General features: G+C 67.0%; 30 protein-coding genes and 4 pseudogenes. 20 read left to right on the forward strand and 14 right to left on the reverse strand.

Annotated elements, in window-relative coordinates:
* The first annotated feature begins 1,101 nt into the window (after positions 1-1,101).
* From BCF44_RS50715 to BCF44_RS50720, 3 genes are all read left to right on the forward strand, one after another.
* Entirely contained in the window at positions 1,102-1,329 is a 228-nt protein-coding gene (locus BCF44_RS50715; protein WP_147328990.1) for a hypothetical protein, read from the forward strand.
* Between the two features lie 368 nt (positions 1,330-1,697).
* Positions 1,698-2,144: a hypothetical protein gene (locus BCF44_RS56240; RefSeq protein WP_170218197.1), complete on the forward strand. Its 447-nt coding sequence runs from the start codon at positions 1,698-1,700 to the stop codon at positions 2,142-2,144.
* Between the two features lie 915 nt (positions 2,145-3,059).
* Entirely contained in the window at positions 3,060-3,632 is a 573-nt protein-coding gene (locus BCF44_RS50720) for a hypothetical protein (protein ID WP_211353626.1), read from the forward strand.
* Positions 3,633-3,751: 119 nt separating this feature from the next.
* On the opposite strand, the gene BCF44_RS50725 is transcribed toward BCF44_RS50720, so the two are convergent.
* Positions 3,752-4,810, reverse strand: a complete 1,059-nt coding sequence (locus BCF44_RS50725) for a LacI family DNA-binding transcriptional regulator (RefSeq protein WP_116181791.1) — start codon at positions 4,808-4,810, stop codon at positions 3,752-3,754.
* Between the two features lie 121 nt (positions 4,811-4,931).
* Here BCF44_RS50725 and BCF44_RS50730 point away from each other — a divergent pair, with 121 nt between their 5' ends.
* From BCF44_RS50730 to BCF44_RS50745, 4 genes are read left to right on the forward strand one after another with little or no spacing between them, the layout of a single operon-like run.
* Positions 4,932-6,284, forward strand: coding sequence for an ABC transporter substrate-binding protein (locus BCF44_RS50730; protein ID WP_116181792.1), 1,353 nt, complete (start codon positions 4,932-4,934; stop codon positions 6,282-6,284).
* Position 6,285: 1 nt separating this feature from the next.
* Complete coding sequence (locus tag BCF44_RS50735; RefSeq protein WP_246016283.1) at positions 6,286-7,233, forward strand: carbohydrate ABC transporter permease; 948 nt, start codon at positions 6,286-6,288, stop codon at positions 7,231-7,233.
* A complete protein-coding gene (locus tag BCF44_RS50740; protein ID WP_116181793.1) occupies positions 7,230-8,054 on the forward strand; it encodes a carbohydrate ABC transporter permease in 825 nt (274 codons plus the stop codon). The genes BCF44_RS50735 and BCF44_RS50740 overlap by 4 nt, the downstream gene beginning before the upstream one ends.
* Positions 8,055-8,067: 13 nt before the next feature.
* Entirely contained in the window at positions 8,068-9,180 is a 1,113-nt protein-coding gene (locus BCF44_RS50745) for a glycoside hydrolase family 68 protein (RefSeq protein ID WP_281283269.1), read from the forward strand.
* 251 nt (positions 9,181-9,431) lie between these two features.
* Here the strand turns inward: BCF44_RS50745 and BCF44_RS57110 are convergent, their stop codons facing one another.
* Entirely contained in the window at positions 9,432-9,674 is a 243-nt protein-coding gene (locus BCF44_RS57110) for a hypothetical protein (protein WP_211353627.1), read from the reverse strand.
* A gap of 500 nt (positions 9,675-10,174) precedes the next feature.
* Here BCF44_RS57110 and BCF44_RS50760 point away from each other — a divergent pair, with 500 nt between their 5' ends.
* Positions 10,175-10,480 carry a hypothetical protein gene (locus BCF44_RS50760; RefSeq protein ID WP_116181795.1) on the forward strand — a complete coding sequence of 102 codons (306 nt, stop codon included), beginning with the start codon at positions 10,175-10,177 and terminating at the stop codon, positions 10,478-10,480.
* On the opposite strand, the gene BCF44_RS55040 is transcribed toward BCF44_RS50760, so the two are convergent.
* A complete protein-coding gene (locus BCF44_RS55040) occupies positions 10,465-10,653 on the reverse strand; it encodes a hypothetical protein (RefSeq protein ID WP_147328992.1) in 189 nt (62 codons plus the stop codon). The two genes, BCF44_RS50760 and BCF44_RS55040, sit on opposite strands and share 16 nt — an antisense overlap.
* A 486-nt stretch (positions 10,654-11,139) precedes the next feature.
* Between BCF44_RS55040 and BCF44_RS50765 the strand changes: the two genes are divergently transcribed.
* The 4 genes and pseudogenes from BCF44_RS50765 to BCF44_RS50775 all read left to right on the forward strand — a co-directional run.
* Entirely contained in the window at positions 11,140-11,322 is a 183-nt protein-coding gene (locus BCF44_RS50765) for a hypothetical protein (protein WP_116181796.1), read from the forward strand.
* Between the two features lie 166 nt (positions 11,323-11,488).
* Positions 11,489-11,641 carry a hypothetical protein gene (locus BCF44_RS56245; protein WP_170218198.1) on the forward strand — a complete coding sequence of 51 codons (153 nt, stop codon included), beginning with the start codon at positions 11,489-11,491 and terminating at the stop codon, positions 11,639-11,641.
* A 141-nt stretch (positions 11,642-11,782) separates the two neighbouring features.
* Positions 11,783-11,920 carry a hypothetical protein gene (locus tag BCF44_RS56250; protein WP_170218199.1) on the forward strand — a complete coding sequence of 46 codons (138 nt, stop codon included), beginning with the start codon at positions 11,783-11,785 and terminating at the stop codon, positions 11,918-11,920.
* Positions 11,921-13,042: 1,122 nt separating this feature from the next.
* Positions 13,043-13,288 (forward strand): annotated as a pseudogene (locus BCF44_RS50775) (VirK family protein); the annotation flags it as partial.
* A gap of 93 nt (positions 13,289-13,381) precedes the next feature.
* Here the strand turns inward: BCF44_RS50775 and BCF44_RS55045 are convergent.
* Together BCF44_RS55045 and BCF44_RS55050 are read right to left on the reverse strand one after the other, a co-directional pair.
* Complete coding sequence (locus BCF44_RS55045) at positions 13,382-13,591, reverse strand: hypothetical protein (protein WP_147328993.1); 210 nt, start codon at positions 13,589-13,591, stop codon at positions 13,382-13,384.
* Positions 13,592-13,860: 269 nt separating this feature from the next.
* The gene (locus tag BCF44_RS55050) at positions 13,861-14,532 is read right to left on the reverse strand and encodes a hypothetical protein (RefSeq protein WP_147328994.1); all 672 of its coding nucleotides are present in this window, start codon (positions 14,530-14,532) and stop codon (positions 13,861-13,863) included.
* An 18-nt stretch (positions 14,533-14,550) separates the two neighbouring features.
* Between BCF44_RS55050 and BCF44_RS59420 the strand changes: the two genes are divergently transcribed.
* Positions 14,551-14,793: a LuxR C-terminal-related transcriptional regulator gene (locus BCF44_RS59420; RefSeq protein ID WP_116181799.1), complete on the forward strand. Its 243-nt coding sequence runs from the start codon at positions 14,551-14,553 to the stop codon at positions 14,791-14,793.
* 141 nt (positions 14,794-14,934) lie between these two features.
* Positions 14,935-15,204 carry a hypothetical protein gene (locus tag BCF44_RS50785; RefSeq protein ID WP_116181800.1) on the forward strand — a complete coding sequence of 90 codons (270 nt, stop codon included), beginning with the start codon at positions 14,935-14,937 and terminating at the stop codon, positions 15,202-15,204.
* Positions 15,205-15,265: 61 nt separating this feature from the next.
* Here the strand turns inward: BCF44_RS50785 and BCF44_RS50790 are convergent, their stop codons facing one another.
* Together BCF44_RS50790 and BCF44_RS56255 are read right to left on the reverse strand one after the other, a co-directional pair.
* Positions 15,266-15,532 carry a hypothetical protein gene (locus BCF44_RS50790; RefSeq protein ID WP_116181801.1) on the reverse strand — a complete coding sequence of 89 codons (267 nt, stop codon included), beginning with the start codon at positions 15,530-15,532 and terminating at the stop codon, positions 15,266-15,268.
* Positions 15,533-15,685: 153 nt separating this feature from the next.
* Complete coding sequence (locus tag BCF44_RS56255; protein WP_170218200.1) at positions 15,686-15,856, reverse strand: hypothetical protein; 171 nt, start codon at positions 15,854-15,856, stop codon at positions 15,686-15,688.
* Between the two features lie 594 nt (positions 15,857-16,450).
* Between BCF44_RS56255 and BCF44_RS50795 the strand changes: the two genes are divergently transcribed.
* The gene (locus BCF44_RS50795; RefSeq protein ID WP_116181802.1) at positions 16,451-16,723 is read left to right on the forward strand and encodes a hypothetical protein; all 273 of its coding nucleotides are present in this window, start codon (positions 16,451-16,453) and stop codon (positions 16,721-16,723) included.
* A 94-nt stretch (positions 16,724-16,817) separates the two neighbouring features.
* Here BCF44_RS50795 and BCF44_RS50800 read toward each other — a convergent pair whose 3' ends face one another.
* Positions 16,818-17,798, reverse strand: a complete 981-nt coding sequence (locus BCF44_RS50800; protein ID WP_116181803.1) for an aldo/keto reductase — start codon at positions 17,796-17,798, stop codon at positions 16,818-16,820.
* Between the two features lie 452 nt (positions 17,799-18,250).
* Here BCF44_RS50800 and BCF44_RS50805 point away from each other — a divergent pair, with 452 nt between their 5' ends.
* The 3 genes from BCF44_RS50805 to sbnA are packed head-to-tail and all read left to right on the forward strand — an operon-like array spanning position 18,251 to position 21,357.
* The gene (locus BCF44_RS50805; protein ID WP_116181804.1) at positions 18,251-19,345 is read left to right on the forward strand and encodes a PucR family transcriptional regulator; all 1,095 of its coding nucleotides are present in this window, start codon (positions 18,251-18,253) and stop codon (positions 19,343-19,345) included.
* 25 nt (positions 19,346-19,370) lie between these two features.
* Entirely contained in the window at positions 19,371-20,399 is a 1,029-nt protein-coding gene (sbnB, locus tag BCF44_RS50810; protein ID WP_116181805.1) for a 2,3-diaminopropionate biosynthesis protein SbnB, read from the forward strand.
* Positions 20,400-20,403: 4 nt separating this feature from the next.
* Positions 20,404-21,357 (forward strand): 2,3-diaminopropionate biosynthesis protein SbnA, encoded by a 954-nt coding sequence (gene sbnA / locus BCF44_RS50815; RefSeq protein WP_116181806.1) that lies wholly within the window; start codon positions 20,404-20,406, stop codon positions 21,355-21,357.
* Between the two features lie 27 nt (positions 21,358-21,384).
* Here the strand turns inward: sbnA and BCF44_RS59525 are convergent.
* The 6 genes and pseudogenes from BCF44_RS59525 to BCF44_RS50835 all read right to left on the reverse strand — a co-directional run.
* Positions 21,385-21,555: pseudogene (locus BCF44_RS59525) on the reverse strand (SDR family oxidoreductase); the annotation flags it as partial.
* Positions 21,495-21,677 carry a Rossmann-fold NAD(P)-binding domain-containing protein gene (locus BCF44_RS59425; RefSeq protein ID WP_394468243.1) on the reverse strand — a complete coding sequence of 61 codons (183 nt, stop codon included), beginning with the start codon at positions 21,675-21,677 and terminating at the stop codon, positions 21,495-21,497. The pseudogene BCF44_RS59525 and the gene BCF44_RS59425, both read right to left, overlap by 61 nt.
* Positions 21,678-21,886: 209 nt before the next feature.
* Positions 21,887-21,955, reverse strand: a pseudogene (locus tag BCF44_RS59530) (hypothetical protein); the annotation flags it as partial.
* Between the two features lie 203 nt (positions 21,956-22,158).
* Positions 22,159-22,257, reverse strand: a pseudogene (locus BCF44_RS59430) (hypothetical protein); the annotation flags it as partial.
* A gap of 107 nt (positions 22,258-22,364) precedes the next feature.
* Complete coding sequence (locus BCF44_RS50830; protein ID WP_116181809.1) at positions 22,365-23,162, reverse strand: ABC transporter permease; 798 nt, start codon at positions 23,160-23,162, stop codon at positions 22,365-22,367.
* Positions 23,159-24,106 (reverse strand): ATP-binding cassette domain-containing protein, encoded by a 948-nt coding sequence (locus tag BCF44_RS50835; protein WP_246016285.1) that lies wholly within the window; start codon positions 24,104-24,106, stop codon positions 23,159-23,161. Before BCF44_RS50835 ends, BCF44_RS50830 begins: the two co-directional genes overlap by 4 nt.
* 582 nt (positions 24,107-24,688) lie before the next feature.
* On the opposite strand from BCF44_RS50835, the gene BCF44_RS50845 reads away from it, so the two are divergent.
* Together BCF44_RS50845 and BCF44_RS59435 are read left to right on the forward strand one after the other, a co-directional pair.
* A complete protein-coding gene (locus BCF44_RS50845) occupies positions 24,689-25,096 on the forward strand; it encodes a phosphopantetheine-binding protein (RefSeq protein WP_116181811.1) in 408 nt (135 codons plus the stop codon).
* Between the two features lie 35 nt (positions 25,097-25,131).
* A complete protein-coding gene (locus BCF44_RS59435) occupies positions 25,132-25,323 on the forward strand; it encodes a thioesterase domain-containing protein (RefSeq protein ID WP_379796336.1) in 192 nt (63 codons plus the stop codon).

Here is a 25,323-nt window from a genome sequence, read left to right on the forward strand (position 1 = left end):
GAGAGCCGGAGGGTGAGACTCCCTCCGGCTACTCGACGCCAAGATCGGGGTGATGGTCGCGAAGGGGCTGGTCTTGGCGGTCGTGTGCGATCCTGTTTCGAGGTGGGCGTGGAGTCCTTGATGGAAGAGCTCTCGCCAAAGAAGACCTTCACGTCACGTTCGTGCCAGGCTCGATGGTCCGCGTGCACTTGTCCAGTACGTCGGCCTGCTACTCAAGGTTGATAGTTGCATACGGAGCGCTTGCCGCGAGCGTCGCGCGTTGACCTGCTTTCACCAGGCCGTGTTGGGCTTGCGTTGGCTCCGCCGGAACATCGACTGTTCTCGCGCTGGCCCGCGACCGCGGCATCTCTCGGGCTACCGTTACCTCGACGAGGTCATCACAGTGCTCGCCGAGCAAGCATCGGACCTGCACGAGGTGCTCAGTACGGCCAAAGCCGACGGCGTGACGCACCTGATCCTGGACAGCGAACTGCTCTCCACCGATCGTCTGGGCGAGCAGACCACCAGCGTCACAGGCGGGCAGATTGACGCCTGGCACTCAGGCAAGCACCGCGAACCCGGCGGCGACGTCCAAGCGCTCACCGAACTCCACGGGTTCCCGCTGTGGCTGTCGAGACCTTGTGGCCAACGCCGTAGGTCCGAGTCGAGGCGTTGCGCCGCAGTTCCCGGAAACCCTCGAGGCATCCCGGCCAAGCCGTTGGGCAATCGCCGCACGCCGAGGCCATGTGCGCGCAGCAGCGCAATGTCCTCGCGCTCAACGAAGGAGAAGTGCCGGCCAGAGACCGTTGTGGACAGTTGAGGGTTCACTCCGTCAGCGTGGTGGAAACAGTGGTTAGCCGACCGATGCCGACACGCCCGCCGCTTCCGATGCCTCGTCGGTCAGGACGCCGGTGGTGATCGCGGCCCAAAACCTGGCACGGTGTTCGCGTCAGGCAACCGTCGGCCGACTCGGTGACGGGACCTGACCAAGGTAGACACGAACCTGCTTCTGCTTCGGCCTATACTGCGTCGCTCCACCTTCCAGCCAGGGCGTTCCGACGGTCAGCCGAACTCGCTCAATATCTGTCCATTCGCTACAGGCAGCGATTGGCCGAGGTGAGCGTGACCGCGTCGGTCGGGTCGGTAGCCAACTCCTACGACAACGCGATGGACGAGGCGTTCAAGGGCACGTTCAAGGTCGAGTTGATCGATCGGTGGACCTGGTCGAACCAGGCGGCGGTCGGACGCGCCGTGCTGCCGTGGGTCGGCTGGTGCAACAATGACCGGTCGCAGAGTGCGGTTGGCCATGTCCCGAAGGCCGTCCGAAGAGGTCAACCGAGCTTTTCTTGAAGGGTAGTTGCTCGCCTACGTTGAGTGATTCTCGGCCTGATTGTGAGATCGATTATCGTACGACTGCCTAGAGGTGCGGGTGCTATGGGAACTGGGTGTATCCAAAAGTGAGTGATTTTTTCCCTAAAATGCGGAAAAAGCCTTCCGTGGCCGACGTGGAGTGGGGAAGTGTGGTTGGGTAGTAGTCTCTTCGTCGTCCCAGTGCCAGATGGGCCCGCCGCCTTCGATGGACTGTGAGAGCTTGAGCACTGGCCGAACGGGGCTCCCCGGTAGAACAGTGCGAGCGTCGCATCGGCTTCGGTCGACATTCGGTAGGAGCTCCAGGGGAAGCTTGTTGGTCAGAAGGCCGTAGAGAGGAGCAAAGAAAAATGACGAAGTTTCGCTTCAGCGTCGCTCGCCGGGGGGGATCTCTGGCGGGGAGGCGGGCGGGTGCCCTTGTCGCTGGAATAACCTTGCTGCTGACGTCGGGTTTCTCGATGGAAGCGCATGCGGCCTCCAAGCCGGCGCACAACCACTTTATGCAATTTGTGCCTCGGCCCGTCTATGTGGCCTCTAACACCTGGTCGGCCCAGGCCAACCTCTATGACCGCAACGGGAACCTGGTCTACCACTGGCAGACAGGGTCCATAGACAAGCAGGGGGAAAGCGTCAACTGGGGTTACTTTAGTAGGGATCCTCAGGCTTGGCTTGATATGTGGGCCCGGACCGGCAATGGGATGGTTTATTCATTCCTGCACAAATCCGCGGTGTGTGACTATACGATCTCTTTCGATGGTGCCGCTGGTAACGAGGTGCATAGCTGTTACGACGCCTGAGGTGTTCTCGGTCGGCGAGGTGAGTTGATCGCCTGCGTATGTGTCGACACCGTCCGTTCCTGTCCGGTTCGGCAGCGAGAGGCGCGGCCCCTGATGATCAAAATTGCCGAAGGCTTTGATCACGAGCAGGGGTCGCGTTGGCGTGTCATCCTCTGTGCGCGTGGCCTCGGCAAGGTCGTTGATGCTGGTCAAATACGAATCCGGGCAGTGCGAGCGATCGGGTGAAGTCACCGGCGGTGTGCCGGAGCGCGGACCGCGACGGTGCCGCGCATCCCATCGCAGGTGTCGGTCCCGTGTTTCACAGTTGTGGGCCGGTTCTGGTCGGCTCAGGAGGATGAAGTCGCAGGTCAGTCCCTTGAGTGCTAGTGATACGGCGAACTCCCCTGGTGAAGTGATCTCACCAAGATCGGGTTACTGATCGCGAAGGTGCGTCTTGGCAGTGGCGCCACCGGAACCTGCTGGGACAACAGCCCTGCCGACTCGTTGTGGTCGACGTTTACGAGAGTCACTTCCAGCGGCTACCTCAGCCTCGCACGGCCCTGTCCGTCATTCGGCGTAAACTTCAGCCAAGCAGAGCGTGTCGAGATCGGCGATCGCTGTGCTGCGACCAGCGCATGGTGTGTCGATAGATCGGCGGTCGCGTCCGCGACGGTATCGGTGACTCGTTCGACCCGTCAGCGGATGCCGTCAAGTAGGGGCGGCGCGGCTCGGTGGCGTGGTGTTCGTGGCATTCGGTCTGCGCATGGCCGTTCCCTCGCGGGCTTCGTCTGACGCGCCTCGTGTCGGTCGTGGGATCCGACGCCTGCGGAGAGATTTCCTCATGGGATTGATGCTGTCGCGGTTGTGTTGCCGCATGACGACACGCGCCAGAACAATACGATGAAACGTGTCGCAAGTGGAAGGATTTGGTTCGCAGTGCGCAATCCCCTTACAACGGTCATTACCCGCGGCCTGCCCGTCGTCGCGGCTGGACTGGCGCTGGTCGTCGCCCAGGCGGGGACCGCGGCCGCTTGCCCGGTTGTCGGAGTGGCCCACCGGGTGACCACGTCCCCGGACGGCAGGGAGTTCCATCTGGACCTGATCGCCGGGCCAACCACGCTGCCCGTCGCCGGCGGCACCGTCCAGGTCGCCGGCTCCGGCTACAACGAGGACCAGGGCATCTTCCTCGCCTTCTGCGCGGTCAAGGACGGCGTGAAGGTCGGCGACCCGTCGACGTACACCACGCTGCCGACGCCGTGCCTGGGTGGCCGTGAGTCCACCGACGGTTCAGCCCGCCGGATCACCAACTCGGCGACCGGCACGCCGGGTGTCACGATTCCGTATGGGCCGCACGGGTCCTTCCGTACCACGCTCAACCTCACGCCGCACCTGCCCGACGGCACCACCTGTGATGTGGACGTCCAGTGCGCCATCGTCACTCGCGCCGACTACACCGCCACCGACGACCGGACCTACGACCAGTACATTGCGGTGCACTTCCACGGGTAGGAGCAGGTGCTCGCCGTCGCGTCGGTGGCGACCCCTCGGCCGGCGGCGAGCGAGTGCAATGTTCGGTGGCCCGGACACGCGTGCTTCCTTTGTGGACTCGCAGTCAAGGGTTCGGCGACTCAGGCGTCGGGCGCGGCCACGGAGTCGCGCGTTCGAACCGGCATGGATACGCGGTATGTTTCGCCCCTCGGCGGGGTTCCCTCACGGTTCCGGTCGATCTCGGCGAGGAGCACCTCCACGGCCTTGTGGCCGAGGTCGTAGTGGGGGAGCGCGACAGTGGTGAGCTTGGGACGGATCCAGCTTGCGACCGGGTGGTCGTCGAACGAGATGACGGAGACGTCCGAGGGCACCTTGAGGCCGACGTCGTCGAGGGCCTGGTAGGCGCCGACGGCGAGCCGGTCGTTGAGGCAGATCAGCGCGCGTGGCCGAGTGTCTTCCAGGAGTTGGCGGGTCGCCTCGTATCCGTGTTCGGGTTGCCAGTCGACGCAGACGTGGCCGCCGGCGATCCTCACCCTCGCACCGGCGAGGACCTCGCTGATGCCGGTGAGCCGTTGGACACCGGCGAGGGCCTCGGGGGGCACATCGCGGAGCCGAGGGCCTGCGCCGATGAGGTGGATTCCGTCGCGATGGCCCGCTTCGAGTAGAACTCGGGCGGCGCTGCGGCCCGCCTCGACCTCGTCCGGCACAACCGACGAGAGCGGGGATGTCCGCTTCGGCACCGCGTTGAGCAGCACGGCGGGACCGGCCGTCAGTGCCGCCGGCACCTTGACGGCCCGGGTGAACATCGAGGCGAAGATGATGCCGTCGACCTGGCGATCGTGCATGGCCTGCAACAGGCCGCGCTCGAGATCCGCCTCGCCCTCGGTCTCGCCGATGAACAGCATCAGGCCCTGCTCGCGCGCGGCTTCGAGGGCTCCTTTGATCATGTCGCCGGCCAGACGGGACGTGGCGACGGTGTCCGAGACGAAGCCGAGCGTCCGGCTCATGCCGGTGCGCAGCCCGACGGACATGGCGTTGGGCCGGTACGCCAGCTCTCGCGCCGCCTCGACGACCCGCTGTTCGACGCTCTGCGAGATCCGCAGCTCTCGGGCCCGCCCCGCCAGCACGAGCGACGCTGTGGTGCGCGAGACGCCGGCGTGCTCGGCGACCTCGGCGAGCGTGACCCGTCGTGGACTCAAGGCGACCCCCAGCGTGCTTCTTGACTTCGGCTGGCGTGGAGCGTAACACTTCAGCTTGCTAACTCGATTTAGCAAGCGGCGCGACGCCGATCTGCCCCGACGAGCACACCGAGGAGACGCAATGCCGCGTCACAGCAGATACCGCAGGAGCGCGATCGGGATCGTCGTGCTGACGGCGGCGTTGGCGGCCGCCTGCGGCGGGCCGGGGAGCAGCAGCACCCAGTCGGCCGACGCGGGCGCGGTCCTCACCCAGAAGCCGACCTGCGGCACGGATCCGGTCACGCTCAGCGGGTACTTCGAGACCGGCTTCCCGATGACCAAGGCGCTGACCGACGAGTTCTCCAAGCAGTTCCCGAACGTCAAGTGGGACATCCGCGAGGACCAGTTCGCGGTGATCACCCAGAACGCGCCGCGCATGCTGGCCGACGACCCGCCGGACCTGATGCGGCTGCCGCAGGTCTCCGAGCTGGTGAAGGACAACCTGCTGCGCAACCTCGACGGGTACGCCGGGGTGTTCGGCTGGAACTCCTGGCCCGCGTCGCAGCTGGAGCAGCTGCGGATGAAGCCCGGCGGCGGCGCGCGCGGTGCGGGCTCGCTGTTCGCGATGGGTCTGAACTTCAGCATCACCGGCGTCTTCTACAACAAGACGCTCGCCGCGCGGATCGGGATGACCACCCCGCCGGCCACGCTCGTCGAGTTCGACGCCGCGTTGGCGAAAGCCAAGCAGGCCGGCATCACGCCGATCGTCCAGTTCAACGGCGGCGCCACCGGCGGATTCGCGTTCCCGCTGCAGAACCTGATGGCGGCCTACGGCCAGCCGGGCCCAATCAACGACTGGATCTTCCAGAAGCCGGGCGCCACGATCGACACCCCGCCCAACCAGAAGGCGGCGCAACACCTTCAGGACTGGATCAAGGCGGGTTACTTCACCGCGGACGCCAACGCCATGGACTACGCCAAGATGATGAGCGAGTTCCAGGCCGGCGGCGGACTGTTCATGTTCAACGGCGACTGGGAGTCCGGCAACCTCGACAAGCAGATGGCCGGCAAGGTCGGGTTCTTCCCGCTGCCCACCGAGCAGGGCGGCAAGGTGGTCACGATGTCGGCGCCGCTCACGGTCGGCATCGCCGCCAAGGCGAAGCACGCCGACTGCGCGGCGTTCTTCCTGAACTGGGTCGCGACCAACGCGGACGCCCGTCGCATCGCCGTGCAGGTCGGCGGCTCGCACCCGATGGGGCCGGCCGACGCGCCGATGCCACAGATCGAGCAGGGCACTGTCACCGCGGCGACGCTCGCCGCCGGCGCCCGGATCGCCCAGGACAACGGCGCGATGGACTTCATCGCCAACGCCACCGGCTCGATCTACGCCAAGAGCTGGACCCCGCAGCTGCAGAAGCTGTTCGCGGGGCAGCAGACCCCACAGGGGCTGCTGCAGTCGGTGCAGAGCGACTACAAGACCCAGGTCGGGAGCTGAGGTGGCCGGCGCGACGCTGACCCCGTCGGCCGAACGGACCGAGGTTCGGCCCAAGGGTGCGAAGGCCACCGGTCGGGCGCCGCGGCACGGCCAGCGGTGGATCGGCTGGCTGTTCGCCGCCCCGGCGATCGCGGTCTACACGGTGTTCGTGCTGGCGCCGATGGTCCAGACGGTGCGGTACTCGTTCTACCAGTGGGACGGCATCGGCTCGTCGCCGTGGGTCGGCTTCGCCAACTACGTGCGGGTGTTCACCGACCCGGAGCTGGTCGGCACGATCGTCCACGCGTTCGAGCTGATCGTGTTCTTCAGCGGCATCCCGGTGCTGCTCGGCCTGGCGATCGCGGCCACCATCCGGCGCATCGCCACCAGCAGGCTCGCCGCCGTCGCACGGGCGGTGCTGTTCATCCCCCAGGTGATTCCGCTTGTCGCCGCCGGTATCGCGTGGACCTGGCTGTTGTCCTCGGACGGCCTGGTCAACCAGCTGCTGTCCGCGATCGGGTTGGGCGGCGTGACCCGGGCGTGGCTGGGCGACTTCGCCACCGCACTGCCGGCGGTCGGCGTGATCGGCGCCTGGGTGCTGTTGGGTCTGTGCACGCTGCTGCTGTTGGCCGGCATGAGCAAGATCGACCCGGCGCTGTACGAGGCCGGGCGGCTCGACGGCGCCGGACCGTTGCGGGAGTTCTTCTCGATCACCGTGCCGAATCTGCGGCAGGAGATCGGCGTCTGCGTCACGGTCACGGTGATCGCGGCCCTGGCCAGCTTCGACATCATCTACATCGCCACGCAGGGCGGCCCCGGCAACACGACGATGGTGCCCGGCCTGGAGATCTACTACCGGGCCTTCGTCGAACGGCAGGTCGGCGTCGCCTCCGCGCTCGGGGTGGTGCTGGTGGTCCTGGTGCTCGTCTGCGTGCTTCCGATCCAGCGGCTCACCAGGGAGGAATCGTGATCGTCCGGGGTCGCGAGGCGTGGACGGGGCGAGTGTTCCTCGTCCTGCTGATGGTGGCCACGATCGTGCCGTTCGTGAGCCTGTTCCTCACCGCGCTGCACCCGTCCGGCACGTACCCGGCCGGCCTGGACTGGCCGAGCGACCCCCAGTGGGGCAACTTCCTGACCGCGTTCAACGCCGCGCACATGGGCGAGCTGCTCACGTCCAGCGCGCTGATCGTGCTCGGCGTCGTGCCCATCTCGTTGCTGGTGGCCACGATGGCCGGCTTCGCCATCGGCCACCTGAAGATGGCGGGCCGGCGGGTGGTGTTCCTGGCGTTCGTGCTCGGCCTGACGCTCCCGTTCGAGAGCATCATCACCCCGCTGTACTACCAGATCCGGGACATGGGCCTGCTCAACACCAGGTGGGCGATCATCCTGCCGCTGGTCGGGCTGTTCATGCCCTTCGGCGTGTTCTGGATGCGTGCCCACTTCGTGACCGTTCCGGGCGAGATTTCCGAAGCGGCCCACATCGACGGCGCCACCAGCTGGCAGCAGTTCTGGCGCATCCAGGTGCCGCTGGCGATGCCGGCGATCTCGTCGCTGGCGATCCTGTTGTTCCTGTGGACCTGGAACCAGTTCCTGCTGGCGATCGTCCTCGTCGACGACCCGACCCAGCGGACGATGGCCGGTGCGCTCGGTGCCTTCCAGGGGCAGTGGGGAACCGACATCCCGTTGCTGTGCGCCGGATCGCTGCTCGTGCTGACGCCCACGTTCGTCGTCTTCCTGATCTTCCAACGCCGGTTCGCCGCCGCCCTGCTTCAGGGCTCCTTGAAGGGCTGATCCACTGACCGACATCCGAACCGCCCGATGGACCCCTCATCATCTCGCCCGGCTTGCCGAGGCTCCGGCAACCACCGCACCGACCATCGGCCGCGCACTGCGGGCGCTGCCGTACCACGACATCTGGGACAGCTGGCCGGTGCAGGAGGAGGACGGTTCGACCGCTGTCGTCGACGGCGCCGAACTGTGGATGGCACTGACCGCACCCGCGGTCGGTCACCCCGAGCAACGCCACGACCGTGCCCGTATCCGGTTGCTGGCCAGGACCGCCGACCGTTGGCGTGACCTCGGCGACGTGTTCCCCGACGGCGCATCGCCGGGAAGCCGTGAATGGTCGGGGTCTGCTGTCCGTCGACTGGACGGCACGGTGTCGGTCTTCTACACCGCTGCCGGTTTGCGCGGCGAGTCCCGCACGACGTTCCGTCAGCGGGTCGTCGAAGCTCGGGCGCGGCTCGGCGCGGTCGATGGGGTCGTCCAGTTCGAACCACACGTCGAGCACCACGTCGTGCTGCGCGGGGAGGGCCCGTACCTGCCGGCGGACGAGGTCGAAGGAGGCCCTGGGCGCATCATGGCGTTCCGGGATCCCGGGCGGTTCCGCGACCCCGCCGACGGACGCGAGTACCTCCTCATCGCCGCCTCCGTGCCGTGGCGCGGCCACTTCACCGGTGCGGTCGCGCTCGCCGGCGCAACCACTGCGGGTTGGGATCTCCTGCCACCCCTGCTGGTCTCCGCGGGCGTCAACCACGAGATCGAACGGCCGCACATGGTTGTCCACCAAGGCCGGTACTATCTGTTCTTCTGCACCAGCCGGCAGGCCTTCCATCCGGCGGGCAGCGCGCCGACGGGGCTCTACGGCTTCGTCGCACCCGCGCTGACCGGACCCTACGAGCCGCTCAACGGCTCCGGCCTGGTGATCCAGAATCCGCCCGCCCAACCCGACCAGGCCTATGCCTGGCTCGTGCTTCCCGACCGGAGTGTGGAGAGCTTCGTGAACTATCTGTCCACCGACGGCGGAGATCCCCGCCTGGCCGAGCCCGAGACGGCGCGGGCCTGTTTCGGTGGCACGGCCGCCCCCACACTGAACCTCGCGCTGCACGAGGCCGGCACCGCACTGCTCGGCGCGTGAGCTCGCGAAAACGGGGAATGCGCTTTTGGCCTCGATCCACAGACGAAGGTTGAGGGTCCGCGTGGTGCCCGGCCGCACCGCGGACCGCGGTGGCCGGGCACCTGCAGCCGCCGCCTGAGGACAGAACGTCCCGTCGGCGCCGGGTTCAGGTCGGGAACGGGAAGTCGGCCGTCCGGGTTCCGGCGGGACTGGCGTGCGAGGGTCTGTCAGGTCCGTCGAGGCGCAGCCGCCAGGGGTGGGGCTGTCGGTGGTCACCCGCAGGAGGCCGCCCTCCCGGCGCAGATGGAAGCGGCTGTTTCGCCCGGTCCCACGGCGCTGGGGATCACCACCGTGCGTTCGGCTCCGTCGGCGAAGGCATGGACCCGCAGTTCGAGGCCGTCCACCCAGGCCGAGAGCGGGTCCTGGTCGTAGGCGGCCACCGGGATGACCGAGTCGTTGGCCTTCGAGCCTTCCGTCAACGCCGCCCGCACCTGGCTCACCTGTTCGTCGGACAACCAAGGGCGCCGCCCGGCGCCCTCCAGTGCCGCACGGCTGCCAGCCAGTCGCGATGCCAGCGCAAGACGGTCTGCGCCGAGACACCCACCTCGGCCACGACACCAACCTGTCGCTTGCCTCGCTCGAAGTGGTCTGGCACTTGTGGCGGGGGCCGGTCAGCGATTCCGAAGTCGACCTGACCGGAGTGGATCGCCAAGAACCTCGCCGTCTTCGACTTCGCACTGACCGACGCCGAACTCGCGACGATCGATGGACTCGACCGCGGCGTGCGGTGTGGCCCGAGCCGGTCTCGGTCACGCTGGAGAACTTCGGCCGGAAGATCCCAGAGGCCTGACCGTCATGTGTGCCGCGGTGCAACCGCGGCGGCTCGGTCGTATGGCTGACGACGCCCGTCCTTCGTCGTCGAAGCGTCGACATGGCTCAGAAATCGCGGAGAGTTTGCCGCATCACGTGATGGTCGCTCTTCTCCAGCTCACCCGTTGACGCTTATGTTCGGCCCATGAGTCCTCTTGAGATCGTTGCCACCAGAGATGTTCCCGCGCAGGGAGGCGTTCTCGCCCCGCTCCAGCCGGCGGGCCGGGCCGCCCCGGTGAGTTGCTTCGCCGCCGCCACCGACGCCCTTCTCACCGTCCAGCTCGCGCGGCAGGCGACCGCCCGGGCGGCGGCTGCGTACTGGGTCGGCCAGGTCGACCGCGCGCTGGCTCAGGCTGTCGGTGGGTACGTCGCCTCGGGCAGCGCCGGTTCCGGTCTGAGCGGGAGCGGCGCCGACATGTCGATCGCTGAGTTGGTTCACGCGATCGGCTGATCGGAAAGGCAGACGGGCGTCGCATGTGCCGTTCGATGGTCCCGCGAGATCGGTGGCAAGGACAGCCTGGCTCGCGGTGGCGAGGTCGACGACTTCAGCAGCGCACCGTGCTTGTCGGCCATGTCGGGCTGGAGCTGAGCGTGGGAATGTGAGATGTAGGTCAGCATCGCCACGTTCGGATCGTGGTGATTTCGGCGAGCACGTGGCTCGGGTCCAACAACTCGGCCGCGTAGTGGCGCACCCGGCGACACCCGCTGGCTTCTCATCCTGGACACGGCCATCGCCGCGATACTCGCTGTGATCGACTCCGGGCAGCGCATGCGTAGCACGGCGATCATGTGCCTGGCCACGTTGACCTCTGCCCGAGCAGTGATCATCAGATACGCTGACGACTGGGCCATGTCCTTCACACCGACGTCGATCAGATCGTCGGGCGACGGGTTGGCCTCGCTCAGCAGGGCCCGCTCGCGTGGCGGTCGAAGACCGCAGACCAGCTGCCGTCCGTCCTGTGACGTGCTGCGAGCTGCCGCAGCTCGACAGGCAGGAACGGCACCACACGTGCTGCCGTACGAACAACGGCGCCACGGCGCCAGTGGGCGCGCTGTTCGACGGCGCGCCGTACTGCCAGCTCGCCGGGCTCGACGGCTTTGAGCTGTCGGATGATCTCCCTGGCGAAGGCCAACAAGGAACGGAACAACCCGCCGATGTGGGCGCTGCCTCAGCCGTGGACGCTGCCTCAGCCGGAGCTCGACACCGGCAGAGTGACCATGCGCCGGCTCAGCAGGCTTGTGCATCCCTGGATCACCTGCGCAGCAAGCACCACGGTCCGGGCGAGGGCCTGAGCGGGAGCGTCCGGTGGTTGAGCTCGCCACTGGTGTCGACGAGTCAGCGCCCGAGTTCACGGCGGTGGTTTGTGGTCGCGAGGGTCCTGACCGTGCGTGCCTCCAGATCCTGGCAGCTCCCCGCGACGTCGCAGTTCTGGCTGAATTCGACGATCGACTCGGCCTGGTGGACGTCGACGCGCTGGAGACGGTTGACCGCCGCCTGGTCGTCGGCGCCGACGGTGGGGAGAAGCTGCTGGGGAATCGGTTGGACAGCAGCCAGGTCCCTTCCCGGTCGACAGCGGCACAGCGAAACCGCGAGCTGGCTGCGTGGCACTGATCTCTGTGGAAAATCGTGCAGATCGGTTGGCCACGGGCGACAGATTCAGAACATCTCGGAAATCCCGCGGGTGCCGTGGTCACCCCGAGACGGTCGGACATAAAGTGAAGTGGGTCGTGGCAAGTCAGAACGGGAGGTTATATGAGTCGTTCTCATGTTGTCTTCGCGGCGCTGGTCAGTGGCGCGCTCGTTGCCTTGGTGGCGGTCCTTTCCGCCATGTCCGAGCCTGCCTCACCGCAGGTCGACGCGGCCGACCTCGACGCCGAGCCGACCGTGTGACGGGCCCGGCCATCGACCATGACCAGCAGGCCTCGGCCGGCCTGAACCCGCAGGCCTCGGCCGTCATCGTCGCGGATGGAGAGCGGCTGACCGGAGAACGAAACTGTCACCGCCCCTGACCGTCACGTTCTCCGGAATGGCCGGCTGCTCCGCCGTCGACAACCGGACGCCGCGCGGATCGCCCGAACGCGCGGTGTCCGGCTATATCAGCGGTCTCGGCCTTCGGCCGGCCGAGTCAGTCGCGGTGAATGCTCATACGGTTCCGCTGTTCTCGGATTTGCTCCGAACTTGGTCGGACGCTGGCTGTCGGCCATTGCCCACGATCCGGCCGAAAGTACTCGGAGCAGCTCGCTTCGCAGTGCGCAAGCCCACCATGAACATGCTCGTACAAGGCATTCCGGCTGCGGCAGCCGACACTCGCGCTTGTCGTCGTGCATGCCGGGACCGCGATCGCCTGCCCGGCGGTCGGCGCCGCCCGTCGCGAGACCACGTCCACGCACGGCCAGAAGTTCGTGCCGAACTTGATCGCCGCCCCAGCCACCCTGCCGGCTACTGATGGCACTGGCTCAGCCGATGGCCTGGGATACCACGAGAACCAGGCATATTCCTTGCCTTCTGCGTCGTCAAGGACAGTGTGACAGCCGGTGATCCGTCGACGTACACTACGCTGCCGACGCTCCGTCTGGCCGGCCGCGAGGTCAAGGGCGGTTCGTCGCGCAGAATCACCAACTCCGCGACGGCGCCCCGGGGACCACGATCCCGACCGAGCCGGGTGGCTCGTTCTACACCACGCTCAAACTCAAGCCGCAGCTTCCCGATGGCACCACGTGTGATGTGGACGTCCAGTGCGCGATCGTCACGTGCGCCGACTTCACCGCCACCGCCGACCGGTTCTACGGCGAGTACATCCCGGTGCACTTCCGCGGGTAGGAAAGAGCGGCTCGAAGCCTCGTCCAAGCTCGCGTCGGGTGGACTGCTCGTACTGTCCCAGGACATCACGAGCAGCGCGGCAACCCCGCGGTCCACCTACGGCCGGGTGCTCAGCGCGTTGAGCCAAGGCGAGAACGTGTCCGTCTCGGTGTCGTTCGCGCAGTACACGTCGGTGGCGATAGGCGCCCGGGCCCGGCGGTCAGCGGCGGTCTGTGCGTCAACGGATACCTGGTCTCCGAACACATCGCGTTCTCCGACGTGCGCTGCCCGCTGGAATCGAACAACCATCCGGTGACCGAATACATCCGCTACGCGGTGACGACGGACGACGTCATCACGGTCAGCACCACGGCGCTCGCCGCCGACGGCACAGTGCTCACGAACAACGAGTACCGCTGGCTCAACGGAAAGGGCGCCTCGTTCGCCATTCGCCAGTGATCCTCAGTGGTCGAACTGGTCGTCGAGCCCCGCCACGGCCAGTTCGCCCCGGGACCCGTAACCGGTGCGGGCGAAGGCCTGGGCGATCCTGCCCTATGCGGTCTTCCGGCTGATTCGCAGCACCCTCGCCAGTTGGTCGTTGCTGAGACCCTCGCTGAGCAGAACGGCGAGCAGGCGTTCGTTTTCCTCGACGATCGGCCGGCGGCGGCCCGGTGTCGTGATGCCGCACGCCTGCATCGAGCCGCGCAGCCAGTGTCGGCGGAGCACGATGTTCAGCCACGCCAGGGATGTCGTACGCCTCACAGAGCAGGGCGGGATCGGCGACGCCGAACCGGATCAGACAGTTGGTCGTGCTCGCCAATTCCATTGGCTGGGCGCGCTTCGGTGCCAGGCGCAGCGCCGCACCGGCCACGCCATGGTCACGGTCGCGGGCCGCCACCAGTGACATCCGGAGCAGTTCGGCGGCGGCGCAACCGGCCTTGGCGACCGCGGCGAAGCGGCCGGGACGACCTGCTGCACGCTAACGCCCAATTCGACCTGGTCAACGTCTTCCGCAGCATCTACGGGGACAGTTACGGCCACCGCACGACGGGCTGCTCGCCGCGTACCACCAACTGTTGCGTGATGACATCAGAGGCGGTTGGGACGCGGCGGTGACCGCAGCGATCGATCTGGACCTGACCAGGCCGAAGACGCCGATGCGCGGGCTGGCTCGGCTTGTGGTTGCCGAGAGGTGCTCCAATCGCGGCGAGCTCCAGCAGTCGAGCTGCTGGCTGACCGACGACACGACCAGCACCCTCTTGGCCGCCCGCGGCTGAGTGGAATGTGGTCTGCTCGCAGGGAAAGGCGACAAAGGCGAGGGCATGGTTGTCGGTCTGCGCGCCTACGAAGAGACCCCCGCGGCTGGGCGACGACGTCGGGATGAACCTGCTGATGCTGCGGCTGTGGGCCGGCGCGCCGGCAGTGACCAGCCCGAACTCGTGCGGCAGCTGCTCGATAAGGCTGTGGAGCGGCATTTCCGGCAGCCCGGTCGCGCGTCGCGGTTGACGCGTGATGCTCGTGCGGGCGATGGTGGAGAAGGACGCCGAGGACGTGATGGCCGTGGTCCACGAGGCGCGGCGGGCGCCGGAGAACCAGTTGGCGCAGTTGCCTGCCGACGCGGTCGCGGCGGTGCTGGCTGAGGATCCGGGAGTCCTGTTCGAGCAATCGATCGAAATCCTCGCCAGGATGGGACTGATGCCCATGCACAGATTGTCAAACAGATGGTGCGGCGGCACGGTCGTTCCCCAGCCCGAGGGAAGGCACGATTTCCGACACCGAGTGTCGGATCGTCGAGCTGGCCGCCCAGGGGGCGGATCAACCGTCAGATCGCCGCCGGCGTCCGGGCGAGCGAGAAGACCGTTGGGAACAGCCTGACCCGGGTTTTCGCCAAGGCGGGCTGCCATGCGCGAGTGGACCTGGCGACCGTCCACCTGGCCGACCATCTCGACGCGATGGACTGCTGAGGGCATACGCGGATGGCGGAAGAAATCCAAGCCACGGATCGAATAATTCTGATTGTGGAGGCTGTTGATGGTCGGCCGCTTGGCCCGGTGGTTTGCTATAGGGCGTACGGGCCTATTCCATTGGTAGTCGGAGGTTCTTTCATGGGTAGTGCGGCCACGATCGAGACCCGGGTGTCCGAGGCGCTCGACAAGGTTGTGTCACGCAACGTCGGTACCCCGTCAGCGGCGGATTCCCCGCAGTTCATTGGCCATATCGCCCACGTGGTTGAGCAAGCGTTCGCGGCTTACGGCGCGGCCAACTACGGTCCGGGTGTCATCACCAGCAAGGCCGTTGTTGCGGCGGCTGGCGACGGGGTTACGGCGCGGTCATCGGTCCTGGACCTGCTGTCGGTGCGTGAGCGTTCCGTCTGATCAAATAAATGGGGTGAGGTTGCCGGCGGCGACCTCACCCCATTTATTGTCTTTGGCGAATTCAGCTGACTCCGGCGTGGCGCATCAGGGTCAACTCCTCCACCGTGGCCTGCTCGTTGCCGAGCTGGGCCGGGATGTCCTCTGTCCCGTCGAAGGTGCCGTGGTTGTGGGCTCGTGCCGCGAAGTAGGCGAAGCCAGCCGCGCCGAGTGCGAGGCCGACCAGGTCGGCGGTCTTTACGGTGGTCAGGGCCGCGCAGGTGACTGGCTGCGCGGCGGACACGAATCCGGGGGGAGACACCTCGCAGCTGCTGCCGAAGAATGACGCCATCGTGTATTCGACTCTGTTCACTGCACGGCCCTCCGGCGAGATGGTAATTGCTCCACGGTTCAATCGGGTTGCTTATGGTAAGCGTTGGTTTCTTGGAGAAACTACTCGGACACGGGTGGGATGTCATCCACCATAGTGCTGAGCGGTGTCCATTCAGTCCAGAACCGCGAGCCTGAGGCCGGCCAATTCGGAGACCGAGTGGTCGGCCACGTCGCTCGAGTACATGGTGTGGGAGTCCTCGAGAATATGGCCGCCGTGGTAGTGCGCCTTGCAGAAGTTGAACGCGGTGGCGGCGGCGGCGAGGGCGACGAACGTGAAGTCCACGGCCGCCGGGCAACACGTGATGGTTGGTGTTGATTCACCCTGCCACAGTGACTGTGGTGCCACGTGCGACGTGAACGCGCTTTCGACTCTGTTCACGGACCTGCCCTCCCGGGGACGCCCAATCCTGCTGTCTCGCGGCTGCGATGGACGGATTTGTTACCCGGGTCACCCGTGTTCCAGCAACGCGCTGGCCGCTCCTTCCGGCAAAGTCGAACGGGCGGTCACGCGGTCGCGGATGGTCGCACCAGAGGGTCGTCACAATGGTGGAGACCGGTTGGTCATGGTTGAATCGGATGTCGAATCTTCGCCGTGACGGGATCGCCGAGCTGTGGCCGCTCGTCGTCGCCTCCGGCGGCCGGCGCGGTACCGGTCATCCTCCCTGGATGTCTGCGGCGGTCTCGTCCGCCGGGTGTCGGCACGCTTGCAGGTAGCATGCCTGGACTTCTTGCCGAACGCGGTGTCCGGATTTCTCTGACTATCTCGACCCTCTGGTCGATTCTTGTTTGAATTTGAAAAACTAGATCGATACAGCGCGGCCGGGTATGGGTAGCGTCGGTTTCTCTGGTTCGGGATCGCTGTGGAAGAGGAAACGCCATGAACAGTGTTGAAAGCGTTCTGAACAGCGTGCGGAGTGTCCTCGGCTCGATCGAGCCGCTCGGCTTCGCGACGGAAGTTGTTCCGGTGAGCTGCCTGTTCGCCGGCATCGTCCGAGCCATCGCCGGCCAGGCCCAGCTCGCCCGGGCGGCGAAGTTCGCCGCCCAGCGCAACAACTCTATCGCGCGCTCGCGGCCTCGGGCTACCTGCCCGGCTCGACCGTGCCGGGCGGCGTGGCCGAGCCACCCGTGGATCGGTCCAGCGAGCAGCTGATCGCCCTGATGAGCGTTCGCTGAGCGCGATTGCCCGCGGCGGCGCCGTGTCGTGTCACCGCGGGCGATTTGGCCTTGCGCCGGCCAACCTTGTGTCACGCCGGGTGCGAAGCGCGTTCCATATCGCCGACGGCCAGTTCGCGCATGTGGTCGTGGTCAAGGAGGATGTGCACCGCCTCGATGCACTCGTTGAGCTGGTCGAGTGAGCTGACGCCGATCACGGGCACCACCGAGGGCGTGCTGTGCAGCATCCATGCCAACACCACCTGGTTGAGCGTGGCACCGAGCTGATGGGCGACCCGGCTGAGTGTGAGCAGCCGGGGCGGCGTTCCGGCGTGCAGATAGTGCGGGAGCAGTGGCCGGTCGGGTCGTGCGTAGGCGCCGGACAGGAGCGGGGAATAGCCCAGTACCAGCAGGTTCGACTCGGACGCCGCGTAGTCGGCGAGTTCACGGTCGAGCGGGATTTGCGGACCGAACGAGGTGCCCGGCATCGGCTGTAGGTAACTGTGCCGCTGCTGCACACACCCGGCCGGCGCCCAACCGTTGCTCTTGGCCAGCTCTCGCGCCGCGCACACGTCGGTGGCACTGTGGTTGCTCAGTCCGATCGCGTCCAACAGGCCCAGCTGCCGCTGCTCCTCGAACGCGCCCAAGGTCTCCGCCAGTCCGACGGACTCGTCGCGCACGTGCGAGTAGCAGAGCTTCAGGTGATCGACACCTAGCCGGCGCAGGCTTTCCCTCACCGCGTGGCGGACGGCGCCTGCGCTGAGTCCCTCGAATTCGGTCGTCGAACCGGGAGTTGTCGGCCGTCCGCCGACCTTCGTCGCGACGACCAGCGAGTCCTGGTCGGACCGACCGCGCAGCCACTCACCGACGGTCAGCTCGCTCTCGTCGCCGGTGCCGGACCAGCTGTTGTAGCAGTTCGCGGTGTCCACGAAGTTGCCGCCGGCCTCGACGAAGGTGTCCAACAGCGCGAATGACGTCGCGCGGTCGATGGCGCCACCGAAATCCAGTGTGCCCAGGCAGAGTTCACTCACCGAGCTCACCGACCGGTTGCCGTGAAGTTCTTGTCGTCGCATCAGTTCACCTTTCGGTCGTCGGGACTTCCGGCGAGGTGGATCCGGGCTTGGCCGGCCAGGGGTGAACAGTTATTCTCGCTGATCCTTTCAGATTGATGGCGGTGTCGGTATCCGAGTAAATCGGAAGGAACCTTGAGATCGGCGTCGGTCGTGAGGGTGTGTTCGCCGTGCTCGGGCCGCCGATCCGCGGTGTACGAGTCATCTGTCCGAGGTGTCCGAGTCATCTGAACGCCGATGGTCGGGGCTTTCCAAACCGTGGATGAGTGGAATGACGGAAACCTTCCGCGTTTTTCGCGTCACCCATCTGAGGAACTTTTGAGCTCATCTTTAGCCTGGTCGGGTGATGATGTGAGTCACTCGCCGTAAATGGACTCGGACGTTGACTGCGAGCTGGTCTGCGGGGACCACAGGTTGGTCCGGCAGTGGGATCAGGCGATACGAGGTGAAGTCAGATGGTGGCTTACATCAGTGCTGTGGTCAGTGATCTCGGCGCCCGCGCCGTCCTGCCGGCGGCGGCCGAGAACGAGCCCGTGGACCGCGACGACCTGCCACGGCAGGTGGTCATGCGCTGCGTGCTGCCCTTGCTAGCGCCGGCCCAGCCCATCGGAAGGTGCCCGGAGATCGAAAGCGTTCGCCAGGTCGGCCGCTCATGGGCGGAAGCCGGCCGGGACGTGGACGTGTTGCTGGCGGAGGTCCGGCAGTTGACCAGCGACCTGGTGGACCAAGCCCTCGCCCGGTCAGGCGTCGACGCTGCCCAGCGTTGCGCCGACGTCCGCCGGGTCAGCCGGCTCGGCAGCCAGGTGCTGGTCGAGATCGCCGCCGGGTTCCAGGGCGGACGTGCCGCGGCACAGCGGATGTCCGGTCCTGACGGGGTGGCCGCTCTGCTCGCCGTGAATTCGTCGGATCTGGTCGAGCCGGGTCCGGGGCTCGGGTACGCCGTGGTGGCGGTGGGCGCCGTTGGCGAACGCCATGGCGCGCTCGAGCGGGCCCTGCTGCGCTGGGGAGGACCGGCGACGGTGTCGGTGCTTGGCCCGGAAGGCGGACACGTGGTGCTGGCTGCCGTCGACGAGGAAGACGCGGCCAAGCGCTGCGCATGCGCGCTTCGCGCCGTCGGCACCGACATCAGGCTTGCCCTGGTGTGGTCGGAGAACCGCACGCTGCCGTCGGCCAAGGCTGTCGCCGACGAGATCCTGGCCACCGCGGTCGCCCAGCAGTTCGCCGGCGGGGTGTACCGGATGCGGGACGTGCTCATCGAGTTCGCCGCCTCCCGCGCTCCGGAGGTGTCCAACGCGCTGCTACGGGTGATCCAGCCGCTGGTCAAGCAGCGGGTGCTCTGGGAGACGCTGCAGGTGTTGTTGGAGGAGGACGGCAACCGCGGCCGAGCGGCCGAGCGGCTGATCATCCACCGCAGCACCGTCGACTACCGGTTGCAGCGCATCGGCCAACTGACCGGGTACTCACCCTGCTCGGTGCGAGGTCTGAGAGTGCTAGCCGCCGCGACGGCGATGTACCGGCTCGCCGCACTCCGCAACCGGCGCGCCGCCTGACCGGCGACCGACCTGAGGAGAGTCCTTGTCTCATCCTGTTTTCTCTGTGGTGTCCGGCGCCCAGGTCCTCGACGTCCTCGCGGGCAGGGAGAAGGCGACCATGGACATCGTCGAGGCGGCTTACCGGATGCACGGCGCTGGCTTGACGGTCAATCCGCCGTCCTACTTCCTCCGCTTCCCGGACCGGCCGGACGCACGCATCATCGCGTTGCCCGCGTCGGTCGGCGGCGAGGCGCCGGTGCACGGTCTCAAGTGGATCAGCAGCTTCCCCGCCAATACGGGCGTCGGCCTGCCGCGGGCGTCCGCGGTGCTTGTGCTCAACGATCCCATGACGGGCTATCCCTTCGCGTGCCTAGAGTCCTCGGTGATCAGCGCATCCCGGACGGCCGCGTCGGCTGCGCTGGCGGCCGACTGGCTCACCCGCGGCCGGCGGCGTCCCCGCCGCGTCGGCTTCATCGGCACCGGACTGATCGCGAGATACGTGCACACCTACCTGGCCGCCACCGACTGGGACTTCGACGAGATCGGGCTCCACGACGTGACCGCGGAGCACGCCCGGCAGTTCGGCGACCACCTCCGGCGCGCCGGCAGCGGCGCCGAGATCACCACTTATTCGGGTGCCGAGCACCTCATCAGAGCCAGCGACCTTGTCGTGTTCGCGACGGTCACCGGTGAACCGCACGTTCACGACCCGTCGTGGTTCGAACACAACCCGGTAGTGCTGCACGTGTCCCTGCGCGATCTCGCGCCGGAGATCATCCTGTCCGCAGTCAATATCGTCGATGACGTCGAGCACTGTCTGAAGGCTGGCACCTCGCCACACCTGGCCGAGCAGTTGACCGGAAACCGGAACTTCGTGCATGGCACGCTCGACGACGTGATGGCCGGCCGTCTCCTGCTGCCCGCCGACCGGCCGGTCATCTTCTCGCCGTTCGGCCTCGGGGTGCTGGACCTGGCCGTCGGCCGCCATGTCTACCACGAACTCGAGCGGGCGGGCGAACTGGTCGCGGTACCGGGCTTCTTCACCGACCTGGACCACTACGGACGGCGGTGACCCGGTGCCCATCATCTCGTCGCCAGTCGACTTCAACGCCGACGACGTCTATCTCGACCTGCGCGCCAGCCTGGCGGTGCCACTGTTGATCAAATGCGAGGGCTTCAACTTCGCCCGGTCCATCAAGCTCAAGGCGGCCTCGGAGATGGTGGCCGCCGCCGAGCGGGACGGAACGCTGACAGCCGGCTCGACCATTGTGGAGTCCTCGTCGGGCAACCTGGGCGTCGCCCTCAGCGTGATCGCGGCCAGCCGCGGCTACCACTTCATCTGCGTGACCGACGTTCGGTGCACGGCGTCGAGCCAGCGTGCCATGGAGGCTCTCGGCACCGAGGTGCACGTCATCAGAGAGCCGGCGCCGGTGGGCGGGTTTCTTGAGGCCCGGCTGGAGCAGGTCCGAACGCTGTGCGCGGAGAACCCCGAGGCCGTGTGGCTCGACCAATATCACAACGAGAACAACTGGGGCGCGCACTACCGTCGCACCGGACCGGCACTGCTGCGTGCGTTTCCGGGCCTCGACGTGCTCTTCGTCGGGGCGGGGACCGCCGGCACGCTGATGGGCTGCGCCCGTTATCTCAGGGATGCCGGCAGCTCGGCGACCGTTGTCGCGGTCGATGCGGCCGGCTCGGTGACGTTCGGCGGGCCCTCTGGTGTGCGGATGATTCCCGGCCTCGGCGCCGGCGTACGCCCCGCGCTACTCGACGAGTCCTATGTGGACGAGGTGGTGATTGTCGAAGAACAGGACACGGTGCGGACCTGTCGCGCCTTGGCGGCCAAGGGAATGCTGTTCGGCGGGTCGACCGGAACCGTGGTCGGCGGGGCCATTCGGTGGCTGGCCGACCATCGTGATGGGCGGGACGTCACCGCGGTCGCCATTGCGCCCGACTTTGGTGAGAGTTACCTGGACTCCGTCTACGACGACGGCTGGACTGAGGAGTTCGGGCTCGCACCGCGAGGCTGAGTGAACAACGTCGTCGGCCTCGCCCTGCTACGTGCTGGGCCGACGGCGCTTTGTGGCTGACTCAGAGGGAAGTCCGCCGTCCACCCGAAACACGGAACCGGAGACGTAGGCGGCCTGGCCCCAGGCCAGGAAGGCGGTCAGCTCGGCGAGCTCAGTCGCCAAGCCGAAGCGGGCAAGGGGATGGCATCGGCCGGCTTCGTCCGCGCTTTGTCCGACATGCGTGCGGTCATGTCGGACTCGGCCATCCCGGGCGCCACCACATTGGCCTGCACGCCGAAGCGGTCGAGCTCCTTGGCCAGTGCCTTGGTGAACCTGATGATGCCAGCCTAGGCCGCAGAGTAGGAGCAGGGCCTGTGCGTCCGTCTGCGGCGCCCAGGTGGTGACGACCCGTTGCCCGCAACGAGTTCAAGTATCTCGTCCACGAGCAGCATCGGCGGCCAGTGTGGGAGGGCCCGGCGATGTCGATCACGACGGCTCCGGCCGCACGGTCGCGACCTCGTGTCGCGAGGTACGGACGACGACAGACACCAGGGAAGATGGGCAAACCAGGGAAGTGGCCGGCGAACATTGACTCGTCAGGGTCGATCGAGAACGCCACGGCGGACGGTCAACGCGTCGAAGCGGTGCCGTCACCACAACCATCCGAACTACCAACCGGTGGCTTCCATGACGACTGCGATCACACCGGACAGCGTGGCCATGCCGGCCAACTGTTCCTGGGTGAGCTCGATGTCGAACTCGCGCTCCACGTTGGACCAGTTCGATTGCGGCCACGGAGTCCACCCCATGGTCGTCCACGAAGCTGCCGTCCGCCGTGACCTCGTTCGCGTCGAGCGCGAAGACGTCGCACACCAGGTCCCTGATCCGAACGGACAGCTCATCGTTGATGACCGCGCGCATGATGTCTCTCCTCGGGTGACGCTACCCTCGCGGGTGGTGTTTTTCCCACCACCGATGGTCGGACACCATCCGCGACCGCCGAGAGGAAGTCTCAGGTGTTGTTGTAATCAGCGGCTTTTCTCACTTGCGGTGCGGTAAAGTCGCGCACTCAGCGGCACCACGGCTATGATGAGGAACGCAATCGTCGCCAGGGCCGCCGCCGCGGGATGGGTGATCGCGAGGCTGTCTCCGGTGTTCGCGACCGGGTTTCCCCACAGCTGGCGGGTCGCGGTGACCACCGTGCTGATCGGGCTCCACTCCGCGACCGGTCGCAGCCAGCCGGGCAGGCTCGACAGCGGGACGAACGCGCTGGACAGGAACGAGCCCACGACCAGCACCAGCCCGGACAGCGAGTTCACCGCCGACATGCTGTGTACCACGAGACCGGCCAGCACCCCGAACCAGGACAACAGGAAAGTCAGCGCCAACAGCAGGGCGAAGCCGGCCAGCGCGGGCAGCAGTCCGGTGTGGATCCGCCAGCCGAGCAGCCAGCCGACCGCCCCCGCGAGCGCCATGCCCACGCCGGTGAGCGCGAGATCGGACAGGGTTTGCGCCAGCAGCACTGGAATCCGGTGGACCGGCAGCGACCGGAACCGATCGACCAGGCCGTTGCGCAGATCATCGGCGACCGAGATGGCGCTGGTACCGAAACACCCCAGGCCGACTTGGGCCCCGGCCCCGGCCATCATGAAGTCCAGGTAGTTTGCGTTGCCGGGCATGGTGATCGCCTTGTTGAGCAGATAGCCGACCACCACCACCATCGTAACCGGGGTGAGGGTCACACCGAGCAGCTCACCGGGCGCCCGGCGCAGGTGGCGAAGTTTCCGGTCCAGCATCGTCAACGTGTCGACGACAGCGGTGGTCATAGCTGTGCTCCCTGGCTGGTGGGGCCGGTGAGACTGAAGTAGACGTCGTCGAGCGACGGACGCCGGATCGCGAAGTCGGCGATCTCCAGGCCGGCGTCGCGCAGCGCCACGGCGGCGGCGGCCACCGTGGACATGCCGTCGCTGAGCGGAACCGAGAGCCGGCCCTCGGCCGCATCACGGTCCTTGGGCCGCAACGGGGCCAGCACGGACCAGGCGTAAGGCAGGTCGGCCGGCGTGGCCAGGGACACCTCGAGCCACTCGCCGCCGACGTCGCGCTTGAGCTGGTCGGGTGTGCCCTCGGCGACAACCTCGCCCGCGGCCAGGACGGCGATCCGGTCGGCCAGCTGGTCGGCCTCCTCCAGGTACTGCGTGGTCAGCAGCACAGTCGTGCCCGCGTCGACCTGAGCCCGGATCTCGGCCCACAGCAACTGTCGGCTGGCCGGGTCCAGACCGGCGCTGGGCTCGTCGAGGAAGAGCACGGACGGCCGGTGCACCAGGCAGCACGCGAGATCCAGACGGCGGCGCATGCCGCCGGAGTACATGCCAGCCAGGCGGTCGGCCGCGGCCGTGAGATCGAACTGGGCCAGCAGCTCAACGGCACGAGCTCTGGCGTCACGTGGGCTGAGCCGGGTCAGGCGGCCGAGCAGGACGAGGTTCTCCCGACCGGTCAACTGGCCGTCGACGGCGGCATACTGGCCGGCGAGACCGATGTGCCGCCGAGCCGACAGCGGGTCGCTCGCCACATCGTGGCCGGCCACTCGAGCCTGCCCTCCGTCGGCGCGCAGCAGGGTCGCCAGGATCCGCACCGTCGTGGTTTTGCCCGCGCCGTTGTGCCCGAGCAGGCCGAAGACCGTGCCGGCCGGAACCTGGAGGTCGATGCCCCGCAACGCCTCATGCCCGGGGAAACGCTTGCGCAGTCCGTGGGTTTCAATGATCGTGTCCACTGCGGACCGTCCTTCCCGCTGACATCCCGTGTGATCCTGTCCGAAATGGATGGGCACGGCGCCAACGGCGCATTGGCGGTTTGCCAGTCCCGCCCTCCGAATACTGTCGCCTTCGGGCGATGGCGATGGGTCATGCTGGAGGCCCAGAGCCTGCGCGTGCGGTTCCGGGTCGAGCAGGAGCATCAGCGCTAGGTCGTGCTGCCGGCCGAGGCCGCCATCGAGGTCACTGCGTGGGCCTCCAAGCGGACGACGGTCGATGCGGTTCCGATCGGCAAGCCGGTGCGGGGACACGCAGGTTTGCGTTATTGACGGGAACGTTCGGCTGGTGCCGGCCGGCGCGGGAAGGGAGATGCACCTGCCGGGCATGAACCTGGCTCGCGATTATCTCGGCCGACCGGACCTGACCGCGGAGAGGTTCGTGGCCAATCCGTCCGGCGAGCTGGGCGATCGGATGTGCCGCACGGGCGACCGTACCCGCTGGAAGCCCAGTACGCGTCTCCGACGGCGAGGTGCGCACGGATGCCTTCCCCCTGACGAGGAGCGCGTAGTTGGGCCGCAAGGCGCTGCTGGAGCTGACCGTTCATGTCGCGGGCCGTGAACCCGGTATTTGGGACCGAGCACAGGCTGTGCGCGCTGTTCGCCGAGGCACTCGGGCTGGAGAAGGTCGGTGTGGACGACGATTTCTTTGATCTCGGAGGGCATTCGCTGACGGCGATCCGGCTGGGCAGCTGCATCCGTGCGGAGTTCGGGGTGGAGCTGGGTGTCCAGGCGATCTTCGAGCAGCCGACGGGTGCGGGCTTGGCCAAGCGGATCGCCCGGCAGGCCGACGACGCCGGGGAGTTCGACATGCTGATTGCCCAGCGCGCCGGCGGCAACCGCCCACCACTGTTCTGCGCGCACCCGGTGTGCAGTCTGAGCCCATCGTACGTCCGCCTCGCCAAGCACCTCGACGTCGAGATCCGCTGTACAGGCTCCGGACCCACGGCCTGACCCGCGACGAGGAGCTGCTGCGGTCCATCGAGGAGATGGCCAGGGACTACGTCGAGCAGATAAGGACAGTGCAGCCGGACGGGCCGTACCACCTGCTCGGCTGGTCTTTCGGCGGGCTGTTGGCGCAGCACATGGTCGTGCTGTTGCAACGGCAGAGCCACAAAGTTGGCGATCGTGGTCACTCTGGACAGCCACCCGCTGCACAACCACTGCGCCAGCACGGTTGA

The sequence above is a fragment of the Kutzneria buriramensis genome, from assembly GCF_003387475.1.
Lineage (GTDB): Bacteria > Actinomycetota > Actinomycetes > Mycobacteriales > Pseudonocardiaceae > Kutzneria > Kutzneria buriramensis.